Source organism: Streptomyces sp. NPDC028331 (assembly GCF_055565775.1).
Genome location: NZ_JBVHTR010000023.1, coordinates 22,225 through 35,580, shown reverse-complemented (window position 1 = coordinate 35,580; position 13,356 = coordinate 22,225). Strand labels below are relative to the sequence as shown.

General features: G+C 70.4%; 11 protein-coding genes. 4 read left to right on the top strand and 7 right to left on the bottom strand.

The window, feature by feature from the left end:
* Positions 1-308: 308 nt before the first annotated feature.
* The 3 genes from ACZ4SW_RS28425 (at position 309) to msrA (ending at position 1,979) form a co-directional block, all read left to right on the top strand.
* A complete protein-coding gene (locus ACZ4SW_RS28425) occupies positions 309-482 on the top strand; it encodes a hypothetical protein (protein WP_468251314.1) in 174 nt (57 codons plus the stop codon).
* A gap of 24 nt (positions 483-506) precedes the next feature.
* Complete coding sequence (locus ACZ4SW_RS28420; RefSeq protein WP_468251312.1) at positions 507-1,229, top strand: DUF2637 domain-containing protein; 723 nt, start codon at positions 507-509, stop codon at positions 1,227-1,229.
* 132 nt (positions 1,230-1,361) lie between these two features.
* Entirely contained in the window at positions 1,362-1,979 is a 618-nt protein-coding gene (msrA, locus tag ACZ4SW_RS28415; RefSeq protein WP_468251310.1) for a peptide-methionine (S)-S-oxide reductase MsrA, read from the top strand.
* Positions 1,980-2,067: 88 nt separating this feature from the next.
* On the opposite strand, the gene ACZ4SW_RS28410 is transcribed toward msrA, so the two are convergent.
* From ACZ4SW_RS28410 to ACZ4SW_RS28395, 4 genes are all read right to left on the bottom strand, one after another.
* Positions 2,068-3,804 carry a S8 family serine peptidase gene (locus tag ACZ4SW_RS28410; protein ID WP_468251308.1) on the bottom strand — a complete coding sequence of 579 codons (1,737 nt, stop codon included), beginning with the start codon at positions 3,802-3,804 and terminating at the stop codon, positions 2,068-2,070.
* Positions 3,805-3,931: 127 nt separating this feature from the next.
* Positions 3,932-4,399 carry a hypothetical protein gene (locus ACZ4SW_RS28405; protein ID WP_468251306.1) on the bottom strand — a complete coding sequence of 156 codons (468 nt, stop codon included), beginning with the start codon at positions 4,397-4,399 and terminating at the stop codon, positions 3,932-3,934.
* 266 nt (positions 4,400-4,665) lie between these two features.
* Complete coding sequence (locus ACZ4SW_RS28400; RefSeq protein WP_468251304.1) at positions 4,666-5,052, bottom strand: VOC family protein; 387 nt, start codon at positions 5,050-5,052, stop codon at positions 4,666-4,668.
* 244 nt (positions 5,053-5,296) lie between these two features.
* Entirely contained in the window at positions 5,297-6,337 is a 1,041-nt protein-coding gene (locus tag ACZ4SW_RS28395; protein WP_388991389.1) for an NAD(P)-dependent alcohol dehydrogenase, read from the bottom strand.
* A gap of 168 nt (positions 6,338-6,505) precedes the next feature.
* Here ACZ4SW_RS28395 and ACZ4SW_RS28390 point away from each other — a divergent pair, with 168 nt between their 5' ends.
* Positions 6,506-7,429, top strand: coding sequence for a helix-turn-helix domain-containing protein (locus ACZ4SW_RS28390; RefSeq protein ID WP_468251301.1), 924 nt, complete (start codon positions 6,506-6,508; stop codon positions 7,427-7,429).
* 152 nt (positions 7,430-7,581) lie between these two features.
* Here the strand turns inward: ACZ4SW_RS28390 and ACZ4SW_RS28385 are convergent, their stop codons facing one another.
* From ACZ4SW_RS28385 to ACZ4SW_RS28375, 3 genes are all read right to left on the bottom strand, one after another.
* Positions 7,582-10,878 carry a S8 family peptidase gene (locus ACZ4SW_RS28385; RefSeq protein ID WP_468251299.1) on the bottom strand — a complete coding sequence of 1,099 codons (3,297 nt, stop codon included), beginning with the start codon at positions 10,876-10,878 and terminating at the stop codon, positions 7,582-7,584.
* A 193-nt stretch (positions 10,879-11,071) separates the two neighbouring features.
* Positions 11,072-11,755, bottom strand: coding sequence for an ABC transporter ATP-binding protein (locus tag ACZ4SW_RS28380; protein WP_468251297.1), 684 nt, complete (start codon positions 11,753-11,755; stop codon positions 11,072-11,074).
* A 32-nt stretch (positions 11,756-11,787) separates the two neighbouring features.
* Entirely contained in the window at positions 11,788-13,239 is a 1,452-nt protein-coding gene (locus ACZ4SW_RS28375) for an ABC transporter permease (protein ID WP_468251295.1), read from the bottom strand.
* Between the last annotated feature and the right edge of the window lie 117 nt (positions 13,240-13,356).

The window sequence follows — 13,356 nt, the reverse complement described above, 5'->3', positions numbered from 1 at the left end:
CTTCAACACGCACGGATATCAACAAATCGGACTAGCGTCATACCGCCGGACGAGGCACCGCCGCTCGACCGGCGACAGGGCCCACCGGCGAGCACGTTTTCGCCCGGTCACCCCGTGGAGTGCGCTCCCCGGACGGCTCACCCCGACGCCTCACACAGCGTCAAATACTATTCACCGAAATACCGCTGCACGGATTTTGGGAAATACGCCGATCGGGTACTGTCATCAGACTGCGGAAACGATTCTCCGTCGATTTATTCCCCCAAATGCCGGATACCTGGGCGCCCCGTGGTGCTCGTTAGGTGATCGTGACTTGGAACGAACCGGAAGATCAGATCCCCGTCGGAGTTGGCGCCGGCCGGCACGAGTCGGTCGGCGGTGACGTGCGCCTCAAGGGCTGCTCGGACCTTCTTGAAGATTTCCTCAAGAAGATCAGCGACATGGAGAGCGAATACCTGCGGGCTCTGGACGGAGCATCCTGAAGCAGAGCTCGGAGGAGCTTGAGAATGGACAGGCTTCAAGGCGAGCCAAGCCTCTACGACATTCAGTTCGCCCTGAGATCCGATTACGACCCGCTCGGCCAGCCCTCGTACCACGCCGACCCCCTCGAGACGCATCCCGTCTGGAGCACCCCCGGCCCGGACATCGCGCCGAACGGCTGGGACCCGGACGAAGAGCTGGCCCAGATGCTCTCCACCGTGTCCGCCGTGGACCCCGCCCCGCCCGCGCTGGACGGCCAGCACCGCCACCGGATCGACCGGCGGCGACACCGGCCGGCCTCCCACATCCTCGACGGCGGCCAGCGGCTCACCCCTGTCACGCTCCTGGTCGCCACGATCGCCGCGTGCGCGGTGGCCATGCTGGGCTGGTCCACCGCCTACTCCTACAACCAGCTACGCGAGATCGCGGCCACCGTCCTGCCCGCGCCGCTCGCCCAGTGGTGGCCGCTGACGGTGTACGGGCCGTGGTTCGTGGCCGCCCTGTCCATCCTGCGGGCGGCCGTGCAGCACCGCACCGCCCGGCGGTCCTGGTGCGTCATCCTGATCGCCTCCGCGACGGCAGTGGCCCTGTGCATCAGCCACTCCTCGTACTCCGTGCTCTCGATGGTGATCGTCGGGATTCCGCCGATCACCGCCCTGGTGTGCTTCCGGGAGCTCGTCGGCCAGGTGTCGTGCAAGTACCGCCCCCGGCACGCCGCGCCCGGCAAGGAGCCGGCCGGCGGCGGCTGACCCGCCCCACACGCACCGCGCCCCACGCACCGTGGCGGAACCGGCCCCCTCAGTGGCATGGTCATGGACGCAGGCCCATGACCGCGGACGGAGGGGGTCGTCGTGTTGTTCGCGCGGAGTCGTGCGCTGCGCATGCCCACGCCCGAGGAGGCCCCCGCGGGGCGGGCGGCCCCGGCGTACGAGGTGCCCAGGACGCACGCCGTGCTGGGCACTCCATTGCAGGGGCCCTACCCCGAGGGGTACGAGACCGGCGACTTCGCGCTCGGGTGCTTCTGGGGTGCCGAGCGGCGGTTCTGGGAGGTTCCCGGGGTGTGGACGACGCTGACCGGCTTCCAGGGAGGGTTCACGCCGTTCCCCGTCGACGACGAGGTGCGCACCGGGCGCACCGGGCATGCGGAGACCGTACGCGTGGTGTTCGACCCCGCGAGGGTCTCCTACATGGACCTGCTGAAGGTGTTCTGGGAGGGCCACGACCCCACGCAGGGCTTCCGCCAGGGCAACGACATCGGCACCCACGTACGGTCGGTGATCTTCACTCACTCCCCCGCGCAGCGCGCCGCGGCCGAGCGCACCCGGGACCGTTACCAGGAGGCGCTGGCGTCCTTCGGTCACGGCGCCGTCACCACGGAGATCCTTCCGGCCGACGCCCACCCGTTCTATCCGGCGCGGGCCCATCACCAGCAGTACCTGCACAGGAACCCGGCCGGGTACTGCGGCCTCGGCGGGACGGGGGTCTCGCTGCCCCTGTAGTGCGCGGATGGGCGCCTGCCGAGCGCACGGGGCGGCACCCGCCCCCTCGGGACGGGTGCCGGTCGGTGCACGTGCGGCGGGTTCGCGTTCAGCCCGCCATGGACGCGGCGTACGGCGACAGTGCCGCGGCGAGCTGCACTCCGGGAGCCAGGCCGAGGGCCACCAGGGCGTCGGGCAGACCGCGTCCGACGCGGTTGGCCTCCGGCGTTCCGGGGACGGCCAGTTGGCGGCAGCTCCCGGCGATGGTCTGGAACAGGTGCTGCACCCGGCCGGGGCCGCGCGGCAGCAACTGACCGTGGAAGTCCTCGTGGTGGGCGAGAACGAGGGCGGCGAGGCCGGCCACGTGGGCCGAGGCCGTGCCGGTACCGTCCAGAGCCGTGTACCCGCCGCGCGGGGCGCACGACAGGACGGCCACGCCGGGCGCGGCCGCGTCCACGCCGGGGCCGTAGCAACTGAACGGTGCGGCGAACAGCCCCTCGGGGGTCAACTGCGGGCCGGTGTGGGTGGCTTGGGAGGTGTCCTGCGGGTACGAGCCGAGGACTCCGAGCGCGCCGACGGTGAACACGGTGGGCAGCGTGCCCGGGAAGGCGACCGGGCCGCCGGTGTCGCCCGCGGGAGCGACGCAGGCGATGCCCGCGGCGTAGGCGTCGGCGAGTTTGTGCGAGACCAGCGTCGAGGGGTACGGCGTGGCCACCGCGAGATGGGCGACGTCGACCTCGCGCTCGATGCAGTGGTCCAGAGCGGCGATCAGGTCGCTGAAGTGCCCGTCGGGCAGCACCTGGCAGACCTCGATCTCGGCGTCGACGGCGATGCCGATGATCCCCTTGCCGGTGTCCGCGCCGGCGATGACGCCCGCCGCGTGGGTGCCGGTGCCCAGCGTGTCGTGGGCCCAGCCGCTGTCGGTGCCGTGCACGAGATCGACACCGGAGCGCACGCGCTGCCTCAGATCCGGGTGCTCGGTGCTGACGCCCGAGCCGATGACCGCGACCCGGACGCCGAAGGCGCGGAACGTGGGCGGCAGCCGGTCCAGCCGCATGGCCTGCTGGCCCCAGCCGTACTGCTGCCGGTGCTCCAGCTCCGGGTACACCTGGGCCAGCGGGGTGAGGGTGACCAGGTTCTCCTGCGTCGCCGACAGGTCGGGGCGGTGGATCCAGCGGTCGGCGTACCCGCCCGCGGGGCGGACGTAGAGGGACTGGACGGTCTGCGCGGTCTCCGTCGCGAGCGTGAGCGTGACCGTCCCGTCGGCCCCGGTGACGCCCTGGCTCGGCCAGGTCGCCCCGATGAGGAACACCCCCGCGCCCACCAGCGGTTCGCCGTTGGGGCCGCACACGCGCAGCGCGATCTGCACCGGTTCCTCCAGGGGCATGACCAGCCCCGGATCGCGCAGCGGCAGCACGCCCGCGGTCGGTGCGGCGGCGGGTCCGGTTCCGGACAGCGGCAGGTCCGGTTCGATGTGCACATGCAGCGACCGGATGGCCGGCACCTGGGCATCGGCCGCCTCGACGACCGCGATCTCCGGACAGGAGGGCTGCACCCCGGCCGACTTCAGCTTCTCCGGCGCCCGGAGTCTGCGGGTCACGGTGACCTCGGGCATGCCCTCGAGCCGGTCGCACAGCGCGTCCATGCCGAGTTCGGGGACTCCCGGGGGGAGAAGACTCTGCGGCAGGGGTGTCACCATGTACCGGGCGCGGCGCGGCTGCACCGTGATCGGTGAGGTGCCGCTCTTCCTGCGTGGCCCCGTCTCCCTGCCCTCGGGTCCCGTCCCGCCGGCTCCCGCTCCCTCGGACCCGCTCTCCCGGTTGTTTCCGGGTCTTTCCTTGACCATTGCGTCCACCTTCACCACGCCTGCGTCGTTCGTCTGCTCCTGATCCGGTGACGGGCGGCCGCGCTTCCACGGTGATGCGGTGTGCCCGGGAACCTCCTGGGCACACCGCATCGCGCGCCGCCGGACGTCAGCCGATGCCGAAGGGCATCTGGCCGAAGCCGAAGCCGGGCTGCTGGTACTGCTGCTGGTACGGCTGGCCGAACTGCTGGCCGCCCATCCCGCCGGGGCCCCACGGCTGCATGCCCTGCTGGCCCTGCATGCCCTGCTGGCTCTGCTGGACCAGCGTCAGGATCGCGATCGGCAGCGCCTGCTGCACGGACTGCTCCACCGCGTGCCGCACGCCCTGGCGCAGCGTCGTGTGCAGCGCGATGGCCAGGTAGGGGTGCGCCTGGTGGGCCAGGCCCTGCTGCTGGAGTTGCTGCTGGACCTGCTGGATCTGCTGCAGCGTCTGCTGCATGCGCTGTGCGATCTGCTGGCCCGCCTGCTGACAGGCCTGCTGGATCGCCTGATGGACCACCTGCCCGATCTGCTGCTGCGGGGCACCGATCTGCTGCCCGAACTGCTGCAGGGGCGGGGTACCGGTCATCACCGACATGAATGCTCCATTCGATGGCACCAGGGGAGAAAGCCGACATAGAGAACCTATGCGGACTTTGCCGGAAGATCCCGACGCCCTGAAGCTAAGGTGGTGCACTCACGATCGCAATCCGATCATCATCTCGGCCGACCGCACGGTGGGATCGGTCCCGCGGCGCGTCCGGTGGGCGTCGAGCCCCGCGTCCCAAGGCCGGCGCGGCGTCGACCGTGGTCCGGCCCCGCCGCGTGATCGCACCTCCAACCGGATGAACCTCGGTCCCCGCCTCAGTCCCCGCCGCTCCCGTACGGCCTCGTCAGGATCTCCAGGTTGTGGCCGTTCGGGTCGTCGAAGTACGCGCCCCGTCCGCCGTCGTTGTGGTTGATCTCGCCGGGGCGGTGGTGGTACGGATCCGCCCAGTAGCTCAGGCCCCTGTCCCGGATACGGGCGAAGATCGCGTCGAAGTCGTCCTCGGAGACCAGGAACGCGTAGTGCTGCGGGGTGATCGAGTCAGTGCTCTCCATGTAGTCCAGCGTCACGCCGTTGGGGATCTCCACCGGGGCGAACGGGCCCAGCGGCGGCGCCACCTCCAGCCCCAGCAGATCGGCGAGAAAACGTGCGGACGCTTCCTTGTCGTGCGCGGCGACGATCGTGTGGTTGAGCTGTACGGACATGGGTCGGGCCTCCTGTCCCCGGTTGCCGGAACCACTTTCCAGGCTAGGCAGCGGAAAGGGGCCGGCACATCGGTCTTGGGGCCCACCTCGCTGCGACTTCCGGCCGGGGCGGGATCCGGCACGACCCGGAGGCCGCCGATCAGCCGCACGGGCCCGGTCCTGGTGCGGACCTGGTGCGGACCTGGTGCGGACAATGCACGTGAGGCGGCCGCAGGGGCCGCCTCACGTGGGGTGACGGGGATTCTCAGATGGTGGCCGTGTCGATCACGAACCGGTACCGGACGTCGCTGCTCAGCACCCGCTCGTACGCCTCGTTGATCTCGGAGGCGCTGATGAGCTCGATCTCGGCGCCGATGCCGTGCGCCGCGCAGAAGTCCAGCATCTCCTGGGTCTCGCGGATGCCGCCGATCATGGAGCCCGCGAGGGTCTTCCGGCCGCCGATCACCGAGAACAGGTTGAGGGAGATCGGCTCCTCGGGGGCGCCCACGTTCACCAGCGCGCCGTCGACCTTCAGCAGCGACAGCAGCGCGCCGAAGTCCATCGGGGCCGAGACGGTCGAGACGATCAGGTCGAAGGAGCCCTGCAGCTCCTCGAAGGTCTTCGGGTCGCTGGTGGCGTAGTAGTGGTCGGCGCCCAGCTTCAGCCCGTCGTCCTTCTTGCGCAGGGACTGCGAGAGCACGGTCACCTCGGCGCCCATCGCGTGCGCGATCTTGACGGCCATGTGGCCGAGGCCGCCGAGGCCGACGACGGCGACCTTCTTGCCGGGGCCCGCGTTCCAGTGGGCGAGCGGCGAGTACGTGGTGATGCCCGCGCACAGCAGCGGGGCGGCCACGTCCAGGGAGAGGCCGTCCGGGATGCGGACGACGTAGTTCTCGTCCACGACGATCTTCTCGGAGTAGCCGCCGTAGGTGGGCTCGCCGTCCTTGCCGATGGCGTTGTACGTGCCGACCATGCCCTTGAGGCAGTACTGCTCCTCGCCGCGCAGGCAGTTCTCGCACTCGCGGCAGGAGTCGACCATGCAGCCGACGCCCACGCGGTCGCCGACCTTGAACTTGGTCACGCCGGGGCCGACCTCGGAGACGACGCCCGCGATCTCGTGGCCGGGAACCATCGGGAAGATCGCCTCACCCCAGCCCTCACGGGCCTGGTGGATGTCCGAGTGGCAGATGCCGGCGAACTTGATGTCGATCAGGACGTCGAACTCGCGGACCTCGCGGCGCTCGATCGTGGTGCGCTCGAGCGGGGCCTTCGCGGCGGGTGCGGCGTATGCGGCAACGGTGGTCATGCGGAGTTTCTCCTAGGGGTCGCGCGCGCCCGGCTGCCTTTCACCGGGCACGGCGTCCAGCCTGCCGGACGGCAGCGGAGTCACCCAGACCACGGCTCTGCCTACGACCAGCGGTCCTACTACTGGCGGGGTCAGGCTCCCGGTCGTACGACCGGGAATACTGGACATATGAACGAACAGCTCGACTCCGTGCCGGAGCCCGCCGCGGGAGCCGGCCAGGCCCTGGACCGGCGCGCCGAGCTCAGCGAGTTCCTGCGCACCCGCCGGGCCCGGCTCAAGCCGGAGGACGTGGGGTTGCCGGACTTCGGCCGCCACCGCCGGGTGCCGGGGCTCAGGCGCGAGGAGCTGGCGCAGCTCGCGGGCGTGTCCGTGGCGTACTACACGCGCCTGGAGCAGGGCAACGGACGGAACGTGTCCGCGGAGGTCCTCGACGCGATCGCCCGCGCGCTGCGGCTGACCGACGCCGAGCACGCGCATCTGACGCATCTGGCCAAGCCGAAGGCGCACAAGAAGAAGCCGTCGGTCAGGACGCAGCCGGTGCGGGCGCCGCTCCGGCAGCTACTGGACTCCTTCGACGGGGTGCCCGCGTACATCGTCGGGCGGCACGCGGACATCCTGGCGTGGAACCGGATGGCCGCGGCCGTCTTCGGGGACTGGGCGCAGCTCCCGCCGCAGGAGCGGAACTGGGCGCGGATGACGTTCCTCAAGCCCGAGTACCAGGACCTGTTCGTGGACTGGGAGCAGAAGGCCATCGACATCGTGTGCCAACTGCGCTACCAGGCGGGGTGCCACCCGGACGATCCGCGGCTGTCGTCGCTGGTCGGGGAGCTGTCGGTGAAGAGCGAGGAGTTCCGGCGGCTGTGGGCGACGCACGACGTCAAGGAGAAGAGCCACGGGGTGAAGCGGCTGCGGCATCCTCTGGTGGGCGACCTCGCGCTGCAGTTCGAGTCGTTCCGGGTGCCGGGCGACGGTGAGCTGGCGATGGTGACATACCACGCCGAGCCGGGGTCGGCGTCGGCGGAGGCGCTGCGGCTGCTGGCGAGCTGGGGCACGGACGCCACCCGCGCGGGCGCGACCACACCGAAGCCCTGACGGCCGAGGGCACGACCGCACCGCACGCCTGACGGCCGCGGGCTCCGGCGCACTACACGACGGCCCACCGGAGGCATCGCCTCCGGTGGGCCGTCCGCCGTCTGCCGGCTGTCTGCCGGTTACCGGTTGCCGGTTACGGGTTGTCTACCGGCTCACTTGGCGTAGAACGCGTTGTAGATGGAGATCGTCGACTTGTTGCCGTTCTTGTCGGCGATCTTGGCGTGGAACGACAGGCCCTGGCCCTGGGCAGGGTTCTTGTAGGTGATCGTGCCGTTCTTGACCGTCAGCTTGGTCCAGGTCTTGCCGTAGTCGTACGACACCCACACCCCGAGCGACTGGAGGTTGCGGCCCGCGGCTGCGCCCTGCACGGTGACCGGGATCGTGACCTTCCTGCCGGCCTCGACGCGGCTGTCCAGCCCGGTGGTGGCGCCGAAGCGGACGGTGGAGGCGGGCAGTCGGGCGCTGTCCACCTTCTTGGACTTGAACGTCCAGCTCGCGTCGATGCGGGTGGACGCCGCCGCGACCTTCACGCTGCGGATGACCGAGGTCGTCAGCGTGTACGTGGCCTCCGCGGAGGGGACCTTGAAGGTCTTGACGCCGAACAGCGGATCGTCGTTCGAGCCGACCACGGTGCCGCCCCGGTACAGCGTCGTCTTCACCGACATGAAGTCGGAGGATCCGGCGTGGCCCTGCGCGTCCGCGAACAGCGGCACGTATCCGTAGATCTCGTTGCCGTTCCGGAAGACGCCGTAGTCCGCATTGATCACCGGCCCGAAGACGGCGGTGTTGACGGTCGTGCCGTAGGTCTTGCCGGCCGTGAAGACCTGCGGGGCACCCAGCGTGTAGTACGCCTCCGGGACCGGGAAGCCCTCGGCGTCCTTCTTGCCGCCGTACTGCGAGAAGTCGAACGTCCACGCCGCCTTGTCACCCGCGGACACGTATACCGTGCGCGTGCCGCGCAGGTTCTGCTCGACCGGGATGTTGGAGCCGATGTCGGTCGGTATCTCGGCGTAGACGCCGACCGCGCCGGTCTTGCCGTTGCTCGCGGCGCCGAGGTTCAGCTTCAGCGTGGCCAGTTCGCCCGCCTTGTAGTGGCGCACGTGCGCGCCCTGAAGCTGCTTGACCGCGGAGCCGGTGAACACGTCGTACTCGGCGGTGCCGCCCTTGGTCCACTGGCCGAACCAGGACTGGGAGAGACCGGAGGGGACCGCCGGGCCGACCTGCGCCAGGCGGATGTCCGCGAAGGACGGCGCGTACAGGGCCAGGCCGGTGCCCACCGGGGAGTAGGCGTAGGAGACCGCCGCGGACCTGGGCTTGGCCGACGCGTCCGGGACCGTGATGTCGGCGGCCTCGGTCTTGTTCAGGTCGAGGGTGATGGCGGTGTCCTTGGTGACGCTCACCTTGGGCTGGACCAGCCAGTCGACCCCGCCCTCGGTGGAGGTGGGGTCCTTCATGGACAGGGAGTCCAGCAGGTACGTGCCCTTGGGCACGCGGATCTTCACCGTGTCCGCGGAGCTCTGGGAGAAGTACTCCTTGCCCGGCTCGGCACCCGCGGCGGCGACCAGGTCGCTGAGGTGGACGGGCGTCTGTCCGGCACGGTCGACGTACTTCAGGGTGACGTCGTACGACTCCGCCTCGCGCTCCACGGCCGCGGCCGTGCGCACACTCTGGCCGCCGCCCGTCGCCGTCACGTACGCCGAGTACGCGCCGTCGACGGTGCCGCCCAGCTTGCTGTTGACCACGACCGGGACCGAGGCCGTGCCGCCCGCCGGGACGGTGACCGTCTTGGCGCCCAGCGTGAAGAAGCCCGAAGGCGCCGCCTGGCCCTTGGGGTTGGTGGCCGTCAGCGACAGCGTGAGGGTGACGGCGGACTTGCCGGTGTTGCGGTAGGTGAGCTGCCGGGTGACCGGCGTGTCGTCGGTGTGCGGCCACCGGGCGGTGCCGAAGCTCAGGGACGACGGCTGGGCGAGCACGGTCTGCTTGATCACCCGGTCGACGGCGATACGGCCCGAACCCTGCTCGAACGGGGTGTAGTTGCCGCCCTTCGCCGAGCCCGTCAGCGCGGACTTCAGTTCGGCGAACGTCCAGTCGGGGTGTTCCTGCTTGAGGATGGCGGCGGCGCCCGCGACGTGCGGAGTCGCCATCGACGTACCGGAGATGGTCAGGTATCCGGCCGGGTTCTCGCCGACCTCCTGGTCGATGAGGCTGCCCGGCGCCGCGGCCGCGGTGATGTCCACGCCGGGCGCGGTCACATCGGGCTTGATGGCACCGTCGAGGCCGGGGCCACGGCTGGAGAAGTCCGCCAGCCTGTCCTTGTCGTCGACCGCCCCGACGGTGAGCGCGTCGGCCGCGCTGCCCGGGGAGCCGATGGTCTTCTCGCCGGCCTCGCCCTCGTTGCCCGCGGCGATGGCGAAGAGGATGCCCTTCTGCTCGGAGAGCTTGTTCACCTCGGCCTCGAGCGGGTCGATGTCGGGCGTGTCGGCGCCGCCCAGGCTGAGGTTGACGATGTCGGCGCCCTGCTGGGCGGCCCACTCCATGCCCGCGAGGATGCCGGAGTCGTCGCCGTACCCGTCGTCGTCGAGGACCTTGCCGCTGAGGATCTTGGCGCCGGGCGCGACACCCTTGTACTTGCCGTGCGACTTCGCACCGGTGCCCGCCACGATGGACGCCACGTGCGTGCCGTGGCCGACCTTGTCGGCCGTGGTGGCGGAGGTCGAGAAGTTCTTGGCCTCGATCACCTGGCCCTTGAGGTCCGGGTGGTCGGCGTAGACGCCCGTGTCCAGCACGGCGACCTTGACGCCCTTGCCGGTGTATCCCGCGGCCCAGGCCGTCGGGGCGCCGATCTGCGGGACGGACTTGTCGAGGCTGGCCCTGCGGACGCCGTCGAGCCAGACGTGCGCGATGCCGGAGGCGGTGGCGTCGCCGTCGGTGACGGCCTTCCACAGCTCGTTCGCGTCGCGCTGGGGGGTGAGGACCGCGTCCGCGTTCAGGGACGTGAGGGTCCGGCGGATCGTGCCCGCCTCGCGGACGCCGGCCTTCGCGCTGCGGGCGGCGCCCTGGTAGCCGACGATGACCTTCAGGCCGTTCTTCTGGTCCGCGCGGGTCCGTGACGAGTTGAGCTCGGTGATGTCGAACAGCCGCCGGTCGAGCTTTCCGTCGGCGATCAGACCGGCCGCGTCGGCCGGCACCACGTAGGTGTGTCCGGCGGTCTTGCGGACCTGAACCGGAACGTGTTCGCGGCCCTTGGCCCGCTGCAGGCCGACGACACGGCCCTTGGCGTCGACGACGACGCGGTCACCGGTGATGAGCGTGATCCGGTGCTGGGCCGTCAGAGCGCCCGCCGCGGCGCGCGCCCCGGCCGCGGGCTTCGCCGACGCCGGGCTGGTCATACCCGCCGCCAACGCCACGGCGGCCGCCGTGGCGACGGTCGCCGCGCATGCTCTTTTCACTTGTCTGCGCAAGACTCCCCCTGGAGATGGAGTACCGGGCGAATTCCCCATTCACCCGACCGGGGGTGGTCTCGTACACACATACGTCAGCCCCCCGGGTGAGGAAGTATGCCGGGGGGTGATCAACGCCTCAATACGGGGGCCGTAACGACTTGGAACGGCCGGGCGACCGGGAGACGACCCGTCGAACGGCCTACGGGGCCGCGTTCTCCTCAACGGTGATCCTGCCCTTGCGGATGGTGGCGAGCCGCGGGGCCTTCTTCGCGATCGACGAGTCGTGGGTGACCATGATGAACGTCAGCCCGTGCTCCTTCCACATGCGTTCGAGCACGTCCATGATCTCGTCGCGCATCGACTCGTCGAGGTTTCCCGTGGGTTCGTCGGCGAGCAGCACCTTCGGCTGCTTCACCAGGGCGCGGGCGATCGCGACGCGCTGCTGCTGACCGCCCGACATCTCGCCCGGCAGATGCCCGAGCCGCTCGCCGAGTCCCACCGAGTTCAGCGCCTCGGCGGCCCGTTCGCGCCGCTCGGCGGGCTTGACCCCGAGGGGGACGAGGGCGGTTTCGACGTTCTCCTGCGCGGTGAGCGTGGGGATGAGGTTGAAGGACTGGAAGACGAAGCCGATGTTCTCGCTGCGCACCTTGGTGAGCCGGGCCTCGGGGAGCCTGGCCAGGTCGACGCCGTCCAGTTCGACCTGGCCGGAGGTCGGCTTGTCGAGTCCGCCGAGCATCTGCAGCAGCGTGGACTTGCCGCCCCCGGTGGGGCCCTGGATGACGAGCCGGTCGCCGTCGCCGATGGTGAGGTCCACGCCGTCCAGGGCGTTGATCGTCTCCTTGCCCCGTGTGTAGCGCTTGGTGACGCCTCTGAGTTCGTACATGGGTGCAACTCCTGGGATGAGTGGGGCCGGGACTACTCGACGCGGCGCAGGGCGTCCGCCGGGCGCAGCCGGGAGGCGCGCCAGCCGCCGAAGGCACCGGCGATCAGACCGCCGGCCACGGCGAGGGCCACGGCGAGGGCGATGGTGGTGGCGCTGACCGGTGCGGTGAGCGCGACCTCGAGCGTCCGCGCGGCCTGCCGCCCGGGACCGCCGAAGCCGCCGCCACCGCCGAAGCCGCCCCCACCGCCACCGCCACCGAGCTGCGCCTGAAGCGTGGGGCTGATCGCGGTGACGGCGTACGCGCCCGCCAGGCCGAGCGCGATGCCGAGGACGCCGCCGACCAGGCCGTTGACGACGGCCTCGCCGACCACCTGCCGGGTCACCCGGCCGGACTTCCAGCCGAGCGCCTTGAGCGTGCCGAACTCGCGTACCCGGCGGGAGACGGCGGAGGAGGTGAGCAGACCGGCCACCAGGAACGCGGCCACCAGCACCACGACGGACAGCCACTTGCCGACGTTGTCGGCGAGGCTGGAGGCGGTGGACAGCGAACCGGAGACGGTGCTCGCGAGGTCGGCGGAGGTGGTGACCGTCGTGCCCGGGACGTTCTTCTGGATGGTCTTCTTGACGCCGGCGATCTGCTGCGAGTCGGTCGCCTTGACGTAGATCGTGGTGACCTTGTCCTTCGCGTCGGCGAGCGTCTGGGCCTGCTGGAGGGGGATGTAGAGGTTGGCCGCCGAGTCCCCGCTGTCGGCCGTGGCGATGCCGATGATCTGGAACTTGACGCTCTTGACGGTGACCGAGCCGCCGACCGAGAGCTTGTTCTCCTTGGCGTACGCCGAGTCGACGACGGCGACCTCGGCGTCGGTCTCCGACGTCTTGAAGGTGCGGCCACTGGTGATCTTGGAGGAGGTCAAGGGGCCGAGCGCGGGCTTGGTGACGTCGGTGCCGTAGACGGAGTAGTTGTTGACGTCGAAGTCGGCGCCGCCGCCCTCGACCTGGCCCTGCGGCTGCCCGCCGCCGAAGCCGCCGCGCCCGCCCTGCTCGCCGCTGTTCTGGTTCTGCCGGAACTGACCCCGCGTGAACTGCCCGCTGATCTTGATGACCCGCAGGCTCAGCCCGCCGACGGCCTGGGACACCCCCTTCTGCGTCCCCACCTTGGCGACCGTGCTGCTCGCCAGCGTCTGGAAGCCCTGCACCATGACGCGGTCGCTGCTCTGCGTCTCCTTGGAGTCGCTGTCGCGTGCGTCGAAGTTGAAGCGCGGTCGCTGCGAGCTGCCGGAGGTGGGGTCGGCCGCCTTGGTCACGGTCATGTCGGTGCCGAGTCCGTACAGCGACTGGAGCACCTTGTCCTGCGCCTTCCCCATGCCGGAGGACACGGAGTTGACCACGATGACCAGTGCGATGCCCAGCGCGAGCCCGGAGGCGACGACGAGGGCCGCCTTTCTCCGGCGGCGCAGCTCGCGCCTCAGGTAGGTGAAGAACATGGCCGCACGCTAGGAAAGCACCGTGATGAACCCATCAACCGGACATAAAAGAACGATGAGAAGCCCGTGCAGCCGGTCTCTCCCCCCACCCCCCCGGACACGACGATGCCGCCGGCT

Coding starts and splice junctions, on each gene's coding strand:
- ACZ4SW_RS28420 (WP_468251312.1), top strand. CDS start 507: ATGGACAGGCTTCAAGGCGAGCCAAGCCTCTACGACATTCAGTTCGCC.
- msrA (WP_468251310.1), top strand. CDS start 1,362: ATGCCCACGCCCGAGGAGGCCCCCGCGGGGCGGGCGGCCCCGGCGTAC.
- ACZ4SW_RS28410 (WP_468251308.1), bottom strand. CDS start 3,804: ATGGTCAAGGAAAGACCCGGAAACAACCGGGAGAGCGGGTCCGAGGGA.
- ACZ4SW_RS28405 (WP_468251306.1), bottom strand. CDS start 4,399: ATGTCGGTGATGACCGGTACCCCGCCCCTGCAGCAGTTCGGGCAGCAG.
- ACZ4SW_RS28400 (WP_468251304.1), bottom strand. CDS start 5,052: ATGTCCGTACAGCTCAACCACACGATCGTCGCCGCGCACGACAAGGAA.
- ACZ4SW_RS28395 (WP_388991389.1), bottom strand. CDS start 6,337: ATGACCACCGTTGCCGCATACGCCGCACCCGCCGCGAAGGCCCCGCTC.
- ACZ4SW_RS28390 (WP_468251301.1), top strand. CDS start 6,506: ATGAACGAACAGCTCGACTCCGTGCCGGAGCCCGCCGCGGGAGCCGGC.
- ACZ4SW_RS28380 (WP_468251297.1), bottom strand. CDS start 11,755: ATGTACGAACTCAGAGGCGTCACCAAGCGCTACACACGGGGCAAGGAG.
- ACZ4SW_RS28375 (WP_468251295.1), bottom strand. CDS start 13,239: ATGTTCTTCACCTACCTGAGGCGCGAGCTGCGCCGCCGGAGAAAGGCG.